Source organism: Domibacillus sp. 8LH (assembly GCF_038806185.1).
Taxonomy (GTDB): Bacteria; Bacillota; Bacilli; order Bacillales; family Domibacillaceae; genus Domibacillus; species Domibacillus indicus_A.
This window is the reverse complement of record NZ_JAVJNG010000023.1, coordinates 12,473-29,984: the sequence shown is the minus strand read 5'-3', so window position 1 is coordinate 29,984 and position 17,512 is coordinate 12,473. Positions and strand designations below refer to the sequence as shown.

Here is a 17,512-nt window from a genome sequence, read left to right as displayed (position 1 = left end):
CAACCGAAGGAGAGATTCTCGTGAAAAAGCAGCTTATCTTCGCCCTTTGCGTAATGACTATTTTCCTTTTGCCGTTTTCCTTTCATGGACAAGAAAAATCAGATGAAGAACTGACTAAAAGGTCGAGAATACAAAAACTTTTAAGTTCAAAAGACGGGATTACTCTAACGATGAAAGAAGAACAATATACAACGTTCAGCAACAGTATTGTTCTTCAGATTCAAAACAGCACCAATAAGGAATTCAGCTATCGAGAACACTTTCTTCTTGAAAAAAATATTGATGGGACGTGGTATGAAGTGCCCTGTAAATCGTATTACCTGACTAAACGGAGTAAAGTGCTTCATCCACACGCATCATCGAGGATCATTCTGTTCACCGATGAATTGGAATATGATCTTACTCCTGGAAAATATCGAGCCACTGACAGCTTTAGTCCTAACGGGCATGAAAAAGAGGGTTTCACCCTTGCTGTCCCCTTTAAAGTCATAAAGCAGGAAAACTCCTAATAGTTACACGTTTTTATTCCAGTTGGCCGTAGGAGCCTGTCTTGAGGTGATGAGGTCTGCGGTTTGTTATTAGAAAGAATCATCACCCAACCCCCTTTAAGCTAAAAATAAAACAGCGTCAAGCCTTGATAAATCAAGGTTTTACGCTGTTTCCATAAGCAGATTCTTGTTTGCCAGCAACGGGCGCTCCCGGTATTGGAAAAAGAAGTTCTAAGAAGTTGCTCCCCCTCCCTTAAAGGCAGGGGAGCTTTCAAGGTGTAGATCGTTTATTTTTTTATCACCTTTAAATGAGCACTGTTTGACTTATAGATAATCTTTACCTTGTACTGGCTAGGCAGTCCCTCGGTCTCAATGGAAGAAAATACTTCGTTACGATGGCGCTTATCATAAGTGATGATCGTGGTGCCGTCGGCAGGTACATAATTCTCGGAAAAATGAAGGCGCAGTTTCCCTTTAAGGATGGCTGCTCCGTCGATGTTAAGTACATCATTTTCGCTGCGAAGGTCAAGCTCAAGTGAGCCATTGGAAGACTGTGTGTAATCTCCGCCGATAGTCAGCTCTCCAGAAACATGTTCCTTGAGGGTACCCCCGTTGTTCGTGATATCACCTGTTCCGAAAGCCGTCTTTGATTCACCTTCAAGTGTGCCTTCGTCGATCTGTGTACCGCCGGAATACGTATTGTTTCCTTGCAGCACTAAAGTACCTGTTCCCTTTTTGGTCAGCTTTCCAGTACCGGAGATATCGTTTCGCCATTGATCCAATGCATGGAACCCGCCTTTAGAAGCATCCATGGCTACTGTCACGTTATGAATAAAAGCCCCATAACCATCCGCAGCCGCAAAGAGGTTCAGACGCCCCCACCCTTCAGCATCATCCAGCACTGGGTAGCCGGAAGGAAGACCTGTAGTGGCTAAAACCCAGCGGCGCTGTTCGCTGTCAAGGTAAGGCAGGCGTGTTTCCAGCAGGACTTCAGCTCCCTTAGGAACGATCATTGGCTTAGCAGTTGAATGAATCTGATCGAATCCATATGTTAATCGCTCGGTATATTCTGCTTTGTTCTTGTCATAATTGCTGAACCGGTCTTCCGCTGTACCGGTTTGGGTTAATAGTTTAGTGTGTGCTTCCTCATAAGCAGCTTTTTTCAAACTCTCGTTGTCTGGATCGGACAGAATCGCGGCCGCCAGCGCCGTTGCCATTGTACGCCCTCCTATTACATCAAGCGGTGAGTGCATACCGGCGACAATACGGTTGTTGCCAAGTTCTGAAGCGCGCGTAAGCAGTTCCTGGTAACGCTCCGGTACGGCATAAGCCATCGCGTATGCAGTCAAATAAGCAGCATTGGTATGACCGCTAGGAAAACCGCCGTCCTTGCTCGGATCAGGATTTATGGCAGGAACAAGGGCCGGCACAACAATGGACGTGCTGCTCCAGCGAAACGGGCGGGGATAATTAAAGTGTTCCTTAGCCGGGTTCGTGGAAGAATAGCTGCCGCGTAATGTATTAACCAAACTCACCATGTTGCCTAGATTAGAACTTGTGCTGCCTGCATTGGTTCCTTCATCATTGTATTTTTTTATCACAGCATCTGCAGGGATATTGTTGATAGTAGTCGTCGCTCCTGCATTTGTTCGATAGATATCGGTAAGTGGGCCAAGGCCATCGATGACGCTATAGCTCTGCTTCCGGCGGTCATCCAAATAAGCCGCATCTGCCTCACTAGGAGTGCGCCGCGCAGCCATATCCACTACTTTTTGAATGTTGGCGTCAAGCACACTGCTGTTCAGTTTGGTGCCTGAATCCCAGGTGGCACCGGGTGTCCAGAGCTGATTATATCCAGACAGCACCCCAATAGCTGGATTTGTACTTTCCGTTTTATTGGCGGCATTATTGTTTTTGTAGTGATCAATAAAATATCCTGCAGACGGCGGTGCTGGCGGTGTTACGGTTGATGGCATGCTTGCTGGTGCTGTTTCTGCACTCGCATAATTTCCACCCAGAGAACTTTGAAGTAATGGCAGGGTTAATAAAGCAGCTGATACATGTTTCTTTAGTAATTTCATTCTCCAATCAAATCCTTTTTATCATTTTGTAATTTATGTAAAAATACTACTTAACCAATTCGTTGTTTGCATAAAAATACTATCTGAATTTTGTTAAGTTAATAACCTTGTTTCATTAAAGTTTTATGGATGTTTTATGAATGTTTACTGCCCGCAAGCCGCATAAAGAAGCCACCCGCCAGTCACAATAGTGACTGATGAGTGGCTTTTTCTTTACACTATGCTATCTATAAACAAGCCTGTTTGAAAGTAAAAAACGTTACTCTCCTCGGCTTGGAGGTTGATTTAACAAATTTTGCTGCCGTTATTTACTATAACCTTGCATGCCTTGATTTGGGAGGTTTCCGTTCATGCCATACTGTGCGTTTCTGTTACCTTGTAATCCCCCGTAAAAATTGCCTTGCTGGGAAGCCTGGTTGAAATTTTGGTTCATTCCCCCGCCTGCACCCGGCGTATGGCCGCTAAAGCCTGCCTGCCCGGAATATTGGTTTTGAAAAGCCTGTCCGGCAGGCTGATACGTATGAAGGTATGTTTTCGCCGTATGGCTGCTCATTTTAGGAACTTGATAAGTCCCCTGCTTGTTCATAAACAAAAATACTTCGTACGCCTGGTTTGCACAGTTTGTCGCACTGTTAAGGAGCATACGGCGCAGATTAGGATCTGCGGTTTCAAGGGCGGCCCACATTCCATTTTTTGCAGCATTTTTATGCGCGCAAAGCATAGCAGAAGCAATTTCTGTGTCGCCTAGTACAGCTCCGGTACGCGGCCCAACCTGCGGAGGATTATTCAACCCATATTGAATGTTTTGTGGAGATACGCCTTTCACATGTGTCATCGCAGGCACAGGCGCTGCCGCATTGTAATCATGTGTATAAGCTACGATTTCATCATAAGACCGGATTTCCTCCTGCCGGTGGCGCATAATAAGATCCCTTAATTCAGGATCCTGTGCTTCCTGCAGGTACAGGTTAAAATGGGTAATCATATTGACTTTTTCCAATAGGATTTCATGTACTTCCAATGTTTCGTGAGCACCGAATGGCATATTTACATCCCCTTTATTGTGTGTAATGTCAAAGCTCTCGATACATCATTATTTCTTTTGTTTTTTTTCTTCTTTCACGATGTTTTCCGTAGAAAACTCCGTGTCCGATTTACCCATTTTACCAGTATGGCCGCCGCCAATGCCGCCTGTATTGCCTCCAGTCGGCACGCCGCCTTTTCCACTTCTGTTCTTTAGCATTCAACTCACCTCCGCTTATTAGACTGCATCAATCAATAAAATCCATCCATGAAAGGATTTCAAAATATGGATTGACCGTACTCATGTGGAAAGCATGCCGGCCGCCAATAAACGGAGCAAACCTGCAGGAATACTTCGAGAATCACCAAGAAATGAACGCTTACTGATCAGTGGCAAGAATGAGAAAAACGACAATAAAAGCTGTTTCCTTCACACCGATAAGATCAGATGCTGGAGGAAAATATATGTTTGGACAAGCTATGTATGGGTTATCCATTTCTGATAGGAGATGAACGTATTAAACAGCGCACTTAGGGGAAAAAGTATGATGCAGGAGTACACAGATGTCACTGGGAAAATGAACAAAGAATGCCTCTGAAAAAGCAGGAAATTCTTTTTGAAGCACTCTGGGGCTTGGAGAGATCGCAAAAAATATACGCGAAACAAAAAAAGCGTTTATATTAAAATGTTGGATATTCAGGCACTGGTTAAACGTTGACATTTTTCAAAAGAAAAAGCTGCCTTTAATGAAAGCAGCTTTTCACGTTTTATTATAATTCTACACTTTCCCCAAGCTGAAGCACTTTTCCTTTTAGGCCGCGCTCTTCCAAAGCCCTCACAAACGCATCTCCGTCCTGTTCAATAACAGGGAAAGTATTGTAGTGTATGGGAATAATCAATTTAGCTTTATACCATTCAGCAGCCTGTACGGCATCCTCCGGTCCCATTGTATAATGATCGCCGATTGGGAGAAAGGCAATATCGATATCATGTCTGTCCCCAATCATTTTCATGTCGCCAAAGAGCCCAGTATCTCCAGCGTGAAGGATTGTTTTTCCTTCCGCTTCAATAATGAATCCGCTCGGCATACCGCCATAAAGAATGTTTTTGTTCTCTTCATCAATGATGCCTGAGCTATGGAAAGCATGGGTCATTTTTGCTTTTGCAAAGTCAAGATCCAGAGTACCGCCAATATTCATTCCAATTGTTTCGACACCCTGCCAGGACATGTATGCAGCCAATTCAGGATTAGAAACGACCGGTGCATTATTAGCCTTGGAAATAGGCGCTGCATCTAAAATATGGTCAGCGTGAGCATGTGTCAAAAGAACAGCCTCTACTTTAATATCTTCGACTTTCACCTTTGCTGCAGCATTTCCGCTAATAAACGGATCAATAACAAGAGATTTTCCGTTTGTTTCAATTAAGATTGTTGACTGGCCATGGTATGTAATTTTCATCCTACTGCCTCCTTTATTTAACTTTCTCAGTTTGAAGCTGGATACTTCTTCTTACAGAGTAGATTGTTTAGATAAATCTGCCAAGCAATATGCTTGTTCAGGGTTTAGCCATAGCACAGTTCAAGCCAAGCTGCGATTTATCCTATTCCGTCCATCCGCTTGTAACGAAGATGAATATCACTTTTAGTTCGGAAAACAGCCACGCAGCACAAGAATTTATTCATCTTACAGAAGAATGCTTAAAGGGACATTGGGTACAGGGAACTTCCCCCATGTCAGATAGAGCAGAAAAAACACAAAAGAAACGGTACCCAAAGATCTGTTGGTGAACCAGAAGATTTTTTTGATAACCATTGGGTAAAATAACGGAAACAATAAGGATAAAAGGATATCAAGGGGGAACAGAAATGGAAAAAATTGAAGCCGGCGATATCATTACATTTGTAGATGAAAATGATCAGGAGCGGGAAATTGAAGTGTTCGAAACGTTAAGTCTTGAGGGAACAGACTACGCAGCCGCCGGGTTTGTCGAAGACATTCAAGAAAACACGACAGAAAAAATCAACGTCTTTTTTCTTAAAATAGAGGACGACGAGCAATTTTCCGTCATTGAAGATGAAGAAGAATTTCGCAAAATATCCGCCGCCTTTGAAGAGTCCTGAGCACATAACCTAAAAGTTGGCGATTCCGCCCATCGCAAAGCTTGACTCGGGGCTTCTTGAAAAAACAGGAGATATCCTCCGAAGTCGTGACCGTCTGCTATTCGATAGCAGGCGGTTTTTTACTTCTAATGCCGATAAACCTTTTTATTTCAAGCCTATAAGTTTTTAAAGCAAATATTGGCCTCAGACTAAAACTGACCTTACATCCTCTTTTTCGGCTCAGGATTTAATAATCAGAAGACATCTGCCGTAAGCAAATGAAGACACCCTCCCAGTCTGCCGCTGCATGGCTGGGATGCATTTCGAATCGACCATATTATTTGTCCTCTTTTACCTTAGAATAAACCAGTAAGACGCAACGATTCCGAGGTCTCCCAATACGTGGCTGATCACGGCTGCGATAATGGATCCTGTTTTTTCTCTTGTATATCCCCAGAAAAGTCCGGCAATTAAAACAGGTAGAATTGCTGTAACGCTGGATACCCCCTGAAACATCGGGATTACCGAAAGGAGATGATAAAGTGTATAGAAAGAGGCGGTCATCAAAATTGTGTATACTGCTTTCCCGTTTGCTCTCAGCTTTTCATACATATACCCTCTCCAATACAATTCTTCCAAGATCGGATTGGCAAGGAGAAGTACCAAGACCAGCCCGATCTCTCCAGGGCCAGAGAACCCCCATTTCATAAGCAGTGTACGGAGCTCACCGATATCCAGAAGATAGGTATGCAGCCATTTCAGGCCTCCGAAAACGAACAGGAAAAACAGGAGCCCGCTTCCAAGTCCTAAAATAACCGCTTGTTTTGTTACTTGTACTCTTTCTTTCGGGAAAGCTTTGTCGATAAGCGGCACAGCCAGCAGCCAGCTGTAAAACAGCACAAATGTGGCAACGACACTTTCCAGCAGCTGCAGCCCAATCAAAATCATTAAAGACGGTCCTATTAAGCGCACGAAATTCTTCATCGCAACCCCCAAGGCTGTTTTGTATTTGCTTCACTGGCATTCTTATTTCACCAAAAGTCCTGCTGTCTGATGGATAAAAAAACAGATCTTTTTTAATGCTTTTGAAGCTGCGTCTATCTTCCTTCCTTTTAGGAAGACTCCGTTTCTTTCTTTTTCTGCTCCTGCATGCATCTTTCTTTGATTGGCTGCAAAAAGCGGTCCACAACTGCATTGAACTCCGAAAAAGATCTCGGTGGAATCTGATGAGTTCCGTTTTGTATATATACCACTTCTGTTTGAGGCGCCGCCTGCTGAAAAGGAATCCGGTAATGATGCATGGGTTTTTCCAGCGATCCGTATACGAGCAGGATCGGCATGTTCAATCGGTGAAGGACGTTAGTGGATTTGTAATGCAGTCCTGCTTTACAAAATTCATATGAACGTGCAGCATCTGATTTTCGGGCGTACTCATAAATCTCTTTCTCATCTTCTGGAAAGCATTTATTCAGCTTTGCCTGGAGTTTTGCAGCAAGGCCGATTTGCCGGATTTTTGCCAGTGCCATCACCGATTTAATGAAAACTTTCGGCGTGAGATTATTTATTTCGGAAAAACCACCAGACAAGATTATTGCCAGTGTCCGTTCGGGATATGTTAAAGCGAACTCCTGGGCAACCAGGCCGCCGTACGAATATCCACAGACCACCGCTTTTTCAATGCCAATTTGATCGAGTAGTTTCTTCAAGTCCTCCGCAAAAAGCTCGATGGATAAAGGACTTGTTCCTTTCGAGCTCTGGCCATGGCCTGCGAGGTCATAAAAGATAGTTTTATATCTGTCAGCAAGGGGTTCCTGATGTTTAAAAACATTGTGGCCCATCACAAACGGATGGATAAAGACAATTGGCAGTCCTTCCCCTTTTACATGATAGTACAGTGAAAGATCTTCACGGATAGCAGCATATGGCATAAGCGGATTTCCCTCCTCACACAGAAAAATGAAGAACAGATAACAAAAAAGTGCATACTAAATTCTATTTCAGTTCATAGTCTTTTTCGAATACCCTAATTTTCAGTGTGTCAAAACGCAGTGTCGAAAAAAGCATGTTACAGTAATGCGCCTAAATATTCCTGCTCTTATACTGTGATCGAGCGTGTTTTTTTCATTACCTAGCCAGCGTTCCTGTGCGGCACATGCTAAGTAAAAATGTATCGTTTTAGGTTCCCCCCCCCCAAAAACTGTTTCAAAAACAAAGAAGATCCCTCTAAGCAAGTGCTGCTATAAGGGATCATTTCACTATATTTAATTAAATGGTTGGCTTTTGTTTGAGACTTCCCATCCACACTCCCCAAAAACAATCTGCTTTAAGGCAAAGAAGCTGTTGATTGCCTGACAATTAATTCTGGGGAAAGAAGCAGTCGCTCCTTATAAGGCCGGGATGCCTCCATTTCCTGCATTAATAGCTCCACTACTTTTGCTCCCATCTCCTTTATCGGCTGGGAAACGGTTGTCAGCATGGGAGAGGTTGTAGTGGATAATACCGTATTATCAAATCCGACAACCGATAAATCATGTGGGATGCTCAAATCTATTTCTTTAGCAGCCTGTATAACTCCAGCTGCCAGCAAGTCATTGCAGGCAAAAATAGCCGTAGGCCTTTCCTTCAATGAAAGGAGCTGTTTGGCACTTTCGTATCCTTTTTGGATTAAAGCTTCCGTTTTTACTATGTACTCATCTGGTACAGGCAGCTCAGCTTCCTGCATCGCATCTTTAAAGGCAGCCAGACGCGGCTCATTGCTTCGAACATTTTCAGCGATAATGGCGATTCTTTTGTGGTCTAAGGACAGCAAGTGTGAAGTTGCTAAATATCCTCCTTTATAGTCATCAACCGTTACCGTATTGATGGACAGCTTCGGAATTTCAGAAGCGATTAACACAATGGGAATTCCTTGTTTTTCCATCATCTCTTCGAGCAAGTCTGTGCTTCGAAAAGCGGAAGAGACTACAAGGCCATCGATTCTCTGACTCGTTAGGAGCGATAAATAGGTTTTTTCCTTATCTGCGTCATTATCTGTGTTGCACATCATCACACTAAATCCTAACTCACGACTGCGGTCTTCAATACTTCTCGCAATATCCGCATAAAAGGGATTGGAGATATCCGGAACAAGCAGCCCAATGGCGTTTGTCCGCTTTCCTCTTAAAGAAGCCGCTGCTACGTCGCGGTGATAATTAAGTTTATTCATTGCCTCCAGCACTTTTTTTCTCGTCTGCTCACTAATACTTCCAGTGTGATTGATCACTTTTGAAACAGTGGCAATCGAAACACCTGCTTCTCGAGCGACGCTATGTATGTTTACTTTCATAATATCCCTCCTTTCTTCCCTGCTTTTTATGTACATATCATTTATGTAAAATACTGATGTTATTATACCACGCAGACTGTCATCCCATATATTAAAGCCATTGCCCTCTTGTATCCATCGCAAACAATAAATGGTATAAAACGGCTCTCGTGCTGCACAAATAGGCAGTATCGCTAACGGCGAACTGCCTGTAATAAATGTGCATCCGTAAAAATCCGAAAATTAATTAGCCATGATTAACTCGTTATCATAAAAGTGAAAGAAATTAAGGTTTATTATAAGCCTGCCGCTAATCCTATAGGAGAGAACAAAGTATATACGCCAATCATAAGAATTACAATAACGACAGCCACAAGCTTCCCGTACTTCCAAGGCATTAAATCCACCTTGTTGGAAGTTACCAGTTCGAAAGCCGCTTCTCTCGGCGCAAGCTTTCCAACGATCAGCATCACCAAGACCGATACAGGGAACAGGACAGCAAGTATGTACAAGAAATTGATTTCCCCAAAGAACACTTTAGAGAGTGCATACAAAATGATGTGCGTAATCAGGGCGATTTTAGGGGCAAGCGCTGGTACCCTTTTACTGAAAAACCCAACCATGACAGCCGCGATAATAGGCACATTGTAAAATCCGAACATTTCCTGAAGATACGTATAAAGCCCGGATGGCGCAAACATCACCAACGGCGCGATCACAACAGAAACACCCGCTAAAATAAGCGTAAATATTTTTCCAACTTTGACAAGCTCTTGTTCTTTCGCCTGAGGCTTGAAAATAGGCTTATAGATATCCAGCGTAAACAATGTAATACAGCTATTTAATGCACCGTTAAAAGAACTTAAAATGGCTCCGAACAGCACGGCTGCAAAAAAACCGGAGAACGCCACCGGGACGATATCAACAATGAGCTGCGGATACGCCATATCTGCTGTTTTCAAAGAGTTTCCGTACATGTGAAAAGCGATGATTCCTGGAACAACCAAGTAAAAGGCGCCAAATATTTTAAAGAAGCCGGCATATAAAACCCCTTTTTGTCCTTCCGCTAAATTTTTCGCACCAAATGTTCGCTGTACAATGGCTTGATTTGTACACCAGTAAAACAAATTATTGACTAATAACCCCGTAAAAAGAGTTGGCCAGGGAATACTGGATGAATGATCGCCAATGGCATTTAATTTATCGGGATTGGAATGCAGTAATTTATCCACACCAGAACCGATGTCTCCTTGTCCAAGTGCAAGCAAACCGAGAATCGGAATCATGAACCCGCCAATGATAAGGCATATACCGTATAATGTATCTGATACCGCAATCGCTTTCATTCCGCCGAATACAACGTAGAAGCATCCAATGACACCTGTTGCAAGTGCAATGAGAAAAACGGTCATAAACGTTCCTGTATTCAATGCATCCGAAATGCTAAAAATACTATCTAAAACGATTGCACCGGAGTACAAAACGGTAGGAAGATAAGAAGATGCATAACCAAGTAAAAACAATACAGAAATAATTTGTCTCGTCCGTACATCATAGCGCTGCTCCAAAAAGTCTGGAATTGTACTGATCCCGCTTTTCAGATATCTTGGCAAAAACACAAACGCCATAAAAATTAAAGCAAGCGGCGCTGTTACTTCCCATGCCATTACGACCATTGAAGTAGAATAACTCTGTCCATTTAAACCCACCATTTGTTCCGTGGATAAATTGGTTAAAATTAAGGAAAACGCTATGTAAATACCTGTTAAGCTCCGCCCGCCTAAAAAATAGCCATCTGAACTTTCCAAATTCACATCTTTCGTTTTATACCATGAATACCATGCGATAAATCCTGTAAATAGAAGAAAGGTGATAACGGTTACATAAAACATAATGCTGTCCTCCTTGAAATTCTGTCATGCAGAGTTTTACCTCGTTTTTATACAATCAAATGAAAACCAAAAGGGCATACTTACTTTTAACGGATAACAGTATGCCCCTCCTTTATTAAATAGATGACGGAAGCGCTTTATATGGAGACTGAACTGTAACTAGTTCTCCTGTTTCAAACGAGTCCTTGCACGCATAGCCAAGAGCTGTTGATAACACACCATCCTCAACTGTCACGCTTGGCTGTCTGTTTTCCCGGATGCAAGAAATAAATTCTTCTGCTTCACTTAAATAGGCCTGTTCAAAGCGCTCTAAAAACCCTTCCGCACATTCGTTTACAGCTCCCGTATCATCAAATACCGTAACCATATTTTTTTCAGGAGTAGTGCCAATTCTCAACGTACCATTTGTACCGATAATTTCGGTTTCAATATGATACCCATGTGCACAATTGCGGCCCGCTACAAAAATGCCCATTTTATTGTTTTCGAATTTTACCAGTGCGGTGCCCGTTTCTGCATCGTTTAACTGCTCAAATTCAGGATGAGCATAGGCGCCGCCAATGGCCCATACTTGTTTGGCTTCCGAGCTTAAGTACCATCTAGCCAGGTCTAAATCATGGATGGCCATGTCCAAAAATAAACCGCCGCTGTAATTGTTTTTCGCAAACTGCATAAAGCCATTGATCGCTTTTGACGGATCAAGTCCATAGCAGCGAATTAAAACTGGTTCGCCAATTTTTCCTTCCTCAATTTTCTTTTTTGCATACGCATATGACTTGTCATATCTGCGCATGAAACCGATCATGAACACCTGGTCTCTATGGTTATTTACGACCTCTTGGACACGCAATGCTTCCTCCAGGTATAATCCAAGCGGCTTTTCGCTGAATACATGGAAGCCAGCATTCAAGGCTTTCTCAATCTGTTCACAATGAAATCCGGATGGCGAAGCAATAAAGATCGCATCGAGCTCTTTATTTTGGAGCATTTCATCATAATTGGTGTAGGCGTATTTAATACCCCATTCTTTTTGAGCTTGTTCAGCTTCTTCTTGAATTACACTGCAAACAGCCAGTAATTCGCAATTGGGGATGCGAAATGCCAAATTCTCTGCATGCTGTCTTCCTAGTCTGCCTAATCCTACGATACCAACTTTCACTTTTGCCATCATGTCTCCCAACCTTCCTATATCTCATAATTTTTCTCGAAGATGCGTCTATAAACTTTCTTATCCAGCCTTTAAGCCCCTAATACGATAAAGCGCTTACTTAAACATCCCAACAAATGAAATGTTCTGAATAATTCTCTTCTCTGTACCTCAGCTGCTAGCAAATAAAAAATATACGTTAATTTAAAATAGAGTAAAACATAAATTTTTCAAAAAAGGTAAACGTTTTCCTAATGGGTTCATTATAATAACACGATTATGTAAAAGTCAATGTTTTAATTAGTGAAAAAATGACAGTCAACAGAAGTATTTTTTAAAAATCCTTATTTACCAAGGGGATTATATACCTTAAACTTGTTTAGGTTAGGCTTAAAAAACATCTCCCATCCCCTTTTTAAGGTAAACGTTTTCCTTATTTGCAAAAAAGCAAGCTGAAATTTCTTTCAGCTTGCTGTAAGTGTTCAAATCTTAGGACAAAACAACGTTCACCTTGCCAGGCTTCGTAAAGCTGTAGAAAACTAAGCTATTTAGGCAAGGAGGTATCCATCATATCTTCTTTGCCGGGAAAAGTCTCACTTACTTTTTCATTTTTAGAAGGGGGACTTGGCAATATAGTTATTCCTATTAGACCAAGAACACAGGTTATGGCGGGTACAAGAGCTATAACAGGATCTACTTGCTGTATAATCCAAAACACAACGAGTGATATAATATACATACTCCAACAAGCTTTCTCTACTTTTTGAATGGTTCTCATCCCCTTCACCTTACTGTTATTGTGATCATTAAAGAAAAAACGCTCCCTCTTTTCCCCTCACTAATACTTCCTTCATCAGATACTTGGCCCCTTCTTTTTATTACCCTTTTTTTATGCATTTTATTTATCTTAAAAACAGCAGTGTTGCCCCCTATGCCATGACTTTACAAGGCAACTGTTTAAAGCTTGTTAGAAAAAAAACCTGTTTTTTCGTAGTATCTCTATTTTGCTCCTAACACTCTCTTTCACACTTTAGACCAACTTTATTGTTTATTTCTTCTCTTTTCATTTTAAAATGCTGCTTTTTTTGCAGCTCCTTTACCTCTATTTTTGAATCATCTCTGAATTATTCGCTAAATAAGCGGGCAGTTCATTCAGATGGTTAGTAAACGACTTATAAATAACAAATATCCTCGGACCATTTTCCATACAGCAGCTGTGACTTCACTGATTACAGATCACGTATACTTCTTTCATAATAGGAAACCCTAATATAATCGAAATACCGTATGGAGGATTTTCTATGACTGACAACGATCAGGAAAGCGGAACATTACCGCAGGTTCCTGAGCCAAACTGGAGAGGTTTTATTGATTTGCCGGATTTTCCTTCTTTAGATAAGAATATTCATGTAGACGTGGTTATTGTAGGTGGCGGTATCACCGGAATCACATCTGCTTACCTTTTAGCAAAGGAAGGCCTGAAGGTTGCCGTTTTAGAGGCGGGGAAATTGCTGAACGGCCCAAGGGGAACCATTACCGCTAAAATTACTGCCCAGCATGAGCTACTATACGATGAACTCATTCGCCATTTCGGAAAGAGCAAGGCGCGTTTATACTACGAAGCCAATATAGAAGCCCTAAACTTTATCAAAAAAACCGTAGAACAACATCAAATCTATTGTGATTTCAGCCTGCAGGACGCTTGTATATACGCTGCTACGGATCAATACGCTCGCAGGATTGAAAAAGAAGCAAAAGCTTATGAAAATATCGGTATAGACGGTACGCTGATTAACACGGTTCCTTTCGAGATAGATATGCAAAATGGGCTGATTATGAAAAACCAGGCTCAATTTCATCCAATTAAATACCTGGCCCACCTTATCCAAATTATCATGGAAAAAGGCGGGCTTTTCTTTGAAAACACCACGGCTGTTAATATTGAAACTGGAAAGCAGCCAACCGTTCTTACCCGTGAGGGGCGACGTGCCACGGGCAGCCACGTTCTGGCCTGTTCGCATTTTCCATTTTATGAAGGCCTGGGGTTTTATTCTACAAGAATGTATGCGGTTCGCTCCTATGTTCTGGCGGCCAAGACAAAGAAAGCGTATCCTGGCGGAATGTATATCAGTGCCGACCAGCCGACACGTTCACTCTGTTCTGCAACGATTAATGGAGAAGAAATCGTGCTTATTGGCGGTCAGAGTCATAAGGTTGGCCAAGGAAGGAACACGCTGGAACATTATAAGGCCTTAGAGATCTTTGGCCAGCAGGTTTTTGGTCTTGATAAAATGGTATACCGCTGGTCAGCTCAGGACTTGACCACCCTTGATAAAATTCCTTATATCGGTGAGATAACCTCAGGCCAGCCAAATATCTTGATTGCTACCGGTTACCGGAACTGGGGAATGTCTAATGGGACTGCCGCCGCTCTGCTCTTTCGAGATATCATTTTGGACAAAAAAAATGTTTATCAAGATTTATATACACCTTCGCGATTCTATGCACATCCAAGCCTGAAAAATTTTCTAGTAGAGAATGCTAGTGTGGCCGCCCATTTAATTAAAGGAAAACTTGATTTGCCTGCTAAGAGTGCTGAAGACTTATCCAACGGTGAAGGTGCCGTAATTACTGTCAAAGGACATAGAAAAGGTGCTTATAAAGATGAGGAAGGAAAACTGTATATTGTAGATACAACCTGTACCCATATAGGGTGTGAAGTCGAATGGAACAACGGCGACCGTACCTGGGATTGCCCATGTCACGGCTCCAGGTTTTCGTATACAGGAGAAGTAATTGAAGGTCCAGCTGAAAAACCATTGCAGCAATACAACCATCGTATGCTGGACAATCTTACCTCAGAAGATTCCGGCTATTAACGGTTGATGTTACCGCAGCGGAAGCACTTCGCTGTGGTTTGCTTTTTTCAGATACCGGTGGCAGACAAGTGCCTGCCCACCATTATTTTCTATATGGAACTTCTGCTAATAAAACAGTGGCAACAGGGAACTCTAACAAAGATATTGGGTGTAACGTACTGAGAAGACAGCCGCTTTTCGGTATTTTTTACTATGTTCTGATCACATTTCTAAAACAAAAATTTTACTGTATTACACTGATATCGAAATGTAAAAACAGGAGCGTGGAATGATGAAAGTAGTGGTAACAGGTGCAGCAGGAAAAGTTGGCCGTTGGACTGTAAGAACTCTATTAGAAGCTGGTCATGACGTTATTGCTACAGATAGAAAATTAAGGGAAGAATCTGAATCAAAAAAATTTATCCAGGCCGAATTACGTGATTATGGCCAGGTCTGCCAGCTTTTAGCAGGGTGTGATGCAGTCGTGCACCTAGGGAATATTCCTACCGATGTGCGGAATACATCCCAGGCCATATTTGAAAATAATATGCTCGTTAATTTTAATATCCTTGAAGCTTGTAAAGACCTTAAAATACCTAAGGTTGTGTGGGCATCCAGTGAGACTGTTCTGGGATACCCTTTTGTTGCGGAAGATCTAAGTTACCTGCCTGTGGACGAAGAACATCCATCCATCGTGAAGTCCTCATACGCAATGGCAAAACGGCTGACTGAAATCCTTTCCGAAATGTTCCACAAGCTTGCGAACACACAAATTGTGGCGCTTCGCTTTGCCAATATGTATGAACCGGATGAATACGAGAAAATCCCTATCATGCATTGGAGTGAAGAAGGACAAAGGGATGTCCAAAAGAAAAATGCGTGGGCCTATTGTGATGTCAGGGACGCTGCAAGAGCCTGCCTGCTTGCAATCGAAAAGGATAATTTAGGATTTGACATATTTCATATAACGGCACCGGATACCATTTTCCCAGAAACTAGTCAGGAATTGGTGGATAAATTTTTCCCGGATGTCTCTTTAAAGAGGCCTGTAGAAGGACATGAGACTCTTATGGCCATCGATAAAGCCCGGAAGGTCCTCGGCTATGAACCACGTTACACATGGCGCAATGTTCTTAATAGTGATGGTAAAACCAAGGCACTGCCGGAGGACCAGCTTGCTTTATTAAATACAGATATATAAAAAGGATCACAGTAACAAACCAGCTCCAGTTTTGCGCTGGATGAAACAAACTGAATATGAAAACTTGGATAAAAGAAAGCTCCCTCTCCTAAATAAGGAAAGAGTGTTTTTGAAATGACAAAAAGCAATGGAGGATCCACTATCCCCATTGCTTTTTAAATATCATAATAATTTATATTTATGCTTAAAGCCATTTCGAGTGTCGTCCTTGCCAGCTGGTTCCCAAGATATGGCCCCAACCTTAAACCGGACGCCCCAAGCCTATTTGCCAAGATAAATGACTTTACCGTACCTGCTTGTTATCCGTTGAAGCTTCTTGTCTTACCCACGTAGAATCGGCAATGTACAACAGCGAAAAGAGCCTCCGGATTTAATAATCTCTGTGATATCAACCTCAATTACATGATACCCCCGCTCCCTGAGGCGATTGTTTACATCATGATTTCCCATCAGACTAAATACCTTTTTTCGTCCAATTGAAAGTACATTTGTTCCAAGTGTAAATTGCTCCTTTTCAGTTACTTCAATTAAATCGAATCTTGATGAAAGCATATTTACTGTAATTTGGTCAATGGCTTCTGGGAAAATTAATGCTTCTTCTGGCGAAATAATATTAAAAACACAGTCTAAATGCAAATATCTTTGATTTAAAGAAATAGGGAGGATCTCGTATCCCGGTAATAAACGTGTAAGTTCTTGAATGGATGCTTTATTTGTTCGACTGCTGATCCCGACATAGAGATTGTGTCCATCAACGATGACATCCCCGCCTTCAATCGAATCTTCGCTTAGGGCGTGATAAGAAATTTGCTCTGACTCAAGCCATTTTTTCAGCTCATGTTCCTCTCCCTGCCGGATGTCCGCGGCCATTTCAGCAGTAAAAATATTTTGGCCGATTGTAAACCCGATGTCTCTAGTAAAGACTTGCTCCGGATACTGTTTAGAAGGTGAAAGCTTAATCACCTCTATTCCGTGTTCATTAAGAAGTTGACAAAACTGATTATGCTGCTGTATTGCACGGTCAATATTAATATTTTCATGCTTATAATACTCTTGCGTTTCATTAATCACATCCCGTATAGTCATAAATTGAGGCTCGCATAAAATCACTCGGTGCAGTTCCTCATATTCACTGTTACATTGTATATTCCCGAATTTTTTTGACAATATTTCCATGATTAACTCCTCTTAAAATGTACTGTTTTATGTAGTCTTCCCTTTTGTTAGGTATTCATAAATAAATGAAATAAAATTAGAAAACCATCCACTTTGAGAAGAAGTAGATGGTTTTCACTAAAATACCATATAAATTTCCATGTTGTATTAAACCCTCCAACCGCTGTCCTTGCAAACCCCAGCACAAAAAGGCTTATTCTGGCTGAACATATGTCAATACCGATCAGCTTACACGTTCAC

Annotated in this window: 15 protein-coding genes; 4 read left to right on the top strand and 11 right to left on the bottom strand. The window is 41.9% G+C overall.

Annotated features, from left to right (window positions below; all coding sequences use genetic code 11):
* Positions 1-20: 20 nt before the first annotated feature.
* Positions 21-509, top strand: a complete 489-nt coding sequence (locus RG959_RS19260) for an immunoglobulin-like domain-containing protein (protein ID WP_342798521.1) — start codon at positions 21-23, stop codon at positions 507-509.
* Positions 510-775: 266 nt separating this feature from the next.
* On the opposite strand, the gene RG959_RS19255 is transcribed toward RG959_RS19260, so the two are convergent.
* From RG959_RS19255 to RG959_RS19240, 4 genes are all read right to left on the bottom strand, one after another.
* Positions 776-2,569 (bottom strand): acid phosphatase, encoded by a 1,794-nt coding sequence (locus tag RG959_RS19255; RefSeq protein ID WP_342798520.1) that lies wholly within the window; start codon positions 2,567-2,569, stop codon positions 776-778.
* Between the two features lie 304 nt (positions 2,570-2,873).
* Complete coding sequence (locus RG959_RS19250; protein ID WP_342798519.1) at positions 2,874-3,614, bottom strand: spore coat protein; 741 nt, start codon at positions 3,612-3,614, stop codon at positions 2,874-2,876.
* Between the two features lie 48 nt (positions 3,615-3,662).
* The gene (locus RG959_RS19245) at positions 3,663-3,812 is read right to left on the bottom strand and encodes a hypothetical protein (RefSeq protein WP_342798518.1); all 150 of its coding nucleotides are present in this window, start codon (positions 3,810-3,812) and stop codon (positions 3,663-3,665) included.
* 551 nt (positions 3,813-4,363) lie between these two features.
* A complete protein-coding gene (locus RG959_RS19240) occupies positions 4,364-5,053 on the bottom strand; it encodes a metal-dependent hydrolase (RefSeq protein WP_342798517.1) in 690 nt (229 codons plus the stop codon).
* A 407-nt stretch (positions 5,054-5,460) separates the two neighbouring features.
* Between RG959_RS19240 and RG959_RS19235 the strand changes: the two genes are divergently transcribed.
* Positions 5,461-5,715, top strand: a complete 255-nt coding sequence (locus tag RG959_RS19235; protein ID WP_342798516.1) for a DUF1292 domain-containing protein — start codon at positions 5,461-5,463, stop codon at positions 5,713-5,715.
* Between the two features lie 330 nt (positions 5,716-6,045).
* On the opposite strand, the gene RG959_RS19230 is transcribed toward RG959_RS19235, so the two are convergent.
* The 6 genes from RG959_RS19230 to RG959_RS19205 all read right to left on the bottom strand — a co-directional run bounded on the left by RG959_RS19230 (position 6,046) and on the right by RG959_RS19205 (position 12,815).
* Positions 6,046-6,678, bottom strand: a complete 633-nt coding sequence (locus tag RG959_RS19230) for a CPBP family intramembrane glutamic endopeptidase (protein WP_342798515.1) — start codon at positions 6,676-6,678, stop codon at positions 6,046-6,048.
* 128 nt (positions 6,679-6,806) lie between these two features.
* A complete protein-coding gene (locus RG959_RS19225; RefSeq protein WP_342798514.1) occupies positions 6,807-7,622 on the bottom strand; it encodes an alpha/beta fold hydrolase in 816 nt (271 codons plus the stop codon).
* A 395-nt stretch (positions 7,623-8,017) separates the two neighbouring features.
* Complete coding sequence (locus RG959_RS19220) at positions 8,018-9,019, bottom strand: LacI family DNA-binding transcriptional regulator (RefSeq protein ID WP_342798513.1); 1,002 nt, start codon at positions 9,017-9,019, stop codon at positions 8,018-8,020.
* A gap of 275 nt (positions 9,020-9,294) precedes the next feature.
* A complete protein-coding gene (locus RG959_RS19215; protein ID WP_342798512.1) occupies positions 9,295-10,890 on the bottom strand; it encodes a solute:sodium symporter family transporter in 1,596 nt (531 codons plus the stop codon).
* 115 nt (positions 10,891-11,005) lie between these two features.
* The gene (locus tag RG959_RS19210; protein ID WP_342798511.1) at positions 11,006-12,058 is read right to left on the bottom strand and encodes a Gfo/Idh/MocA family oxidoreductase; all 1,053 of its coding nucleotides are present in this window, start codon (positions 12,056-12,058) and stop codon (positions 11,006-11,008) included.
* A 523-nt stretch (positions 12,059-12,581) separates the two neighbouring features.
* Positions 12,582-12,815: a hypothetical protein gene (locus tag RG959_RS19205; RefSeq protein WP_342798510.1), complete on the bottom strand. Its 234-nt coding sequence runs from the start codon at positions 12,813-12,815 to the stop codon at positions 12,582-12,584.
* Positions 12,816-13,338: 523 nt separating this feature from the next.
* Here RG959_RS19205 and RG959_RS19200 point away from each other — a divergent pair.
* Together RG959_RS19200 and RG959_RS19195 are read left to right on the top strand one after the other, a co-directional pair.
* Positions 13,339-14,916 (top strand): FAD-dependent oxidoreductase, encoded by a 1,578-nt coding sequence (locus tag RG959_RS19200; protein ID WP_342798509.1) that lies wholly within the window; start codon positions 13,339-13,341, stop codon positions 14,914-14,916.
* 268 nt (positions 14,917-15,184) lie between these two features.
* Complete coding sequence (locus tag RG959_RS19195; RefSeq protein WP_251274756.1) at positions 15,185-16,096, top strand: NAD-dependent epimerase/dehydratase family protein; 912 nt, start codon at positions 15,185-15,187, stop codon at positions 16,094-16,096.
* Between the two features lie 321 nt (positions 16,097-16,417).
* Here RG959_RS19195 and RG959_RS19190 read toward each other — a convergent pair whose 3' ends face one another.
* Complete coding sequence (locus RG959_RS19190; protein ID WP_342798508.1) at positions 16,418-17,272, bottom strand: dimethylarginine dimethylaminohydrolase family protein; 855 nt, start codon at positions 17,270-17,272, stop codon at positions 16,418-16,420.
* Between the last annotated feature and the right edge of the window lie 240 nt (positions 17,273-17,512).

Coding starts and splice junctions, on each gene's coding strand:
- RG959_RS19255 (WP_342798520.1), bottom strand. CDS start 2,569: ATGAAATTACTAAAGAAACATGTATCAGCTGCTTTATTAACCCTGCCA.
- RG959_RS19250 (WP_342798519.1), bottom strand. CDS start 3,614: ATGCCATTCGGTGCTCACGAAACATTGGAAGTACATGAAATCCTATTG.
- RG959_RS19245 (WP_342798518.1), bottom strand. CDS start 3,812: ATGCTAAAGAACAGAAGTGGAAAAGGCGGCGTGCCGACTGGAGGCAAT.
- RG959_RS19240 (WP_342798517.1), bottom strand. CDS start 5,053: ATGAAAATTACATACCATGGCCAGTCAACAATCTTAATTGAAACAAAC.
- RG959_RS19235 (WP_342798516.1), top strand. CDS start 5,461: ATGGAAAAAATTGAAGCCGGCGATATCATTACATTTGTAGATGAAAAT.
- RG959_RS19230 (WP_342798515.1), bottom strand. CDS start 6,678: ATGAAGAATTTCGTGCGCTTAATAGGACCGTCTTTAATGATTTTGATT.
- RG959_RS19225 (WP_342798514.1), bottom strand. CDS start 7,622: ATGCCATATGCTGCTATCCGTGAAGATCTTTCACTGTACTATCATGTA.
- RG959_RS19220 (WP_342798513.1), bottom strand. CDS start 9,019: ATGAAAGTAAACATACATAGCGTCGCTCGAGAAGCAGGTGTTTCGATT.
- RG959_RS19215 (WP_342798512.1), bottom strand. CDS start 10,890: ATGTTTTATGTAACCGTTATCACCTTTCTTCTATTTACAGGATTTATC.
- RG959_RS19210 (WP_342798511.1), bottom strand. CDS start 12,058: ATGGCAAAAGTGAAAGTTGGTATCGTAGGATTAGGCAGACTAGGAAGA.
- RG959_RS19205 (WP_342798510.1), bottom strand. CDS start 12,815: ATGAGAACCATTCAAAAAGTAGAGAAAGCTTGTTGGAGTATGTATATT.
- RG959_RS19200 (WP_342798509.1), top strand. CDS start 13,339: ATGACTGACAACGATCAGGAAAGCGGAACATTACCGCAGGTTCCTGAG.
- RG959_RS19195 (WP_251274756.1), top strand. CDS start 15,185: ATGATGAAAGTAGTGGTAACAGGTGCAGCAGGAAAAGTTGGCCGTTGG.
- RG959_RS19190 (WP_342798508.1), bottom strand. CDS start 17,272: ATGGAAATATTGTCAAAAAAATTCGGGAATATACAATGTAACAGTGAA.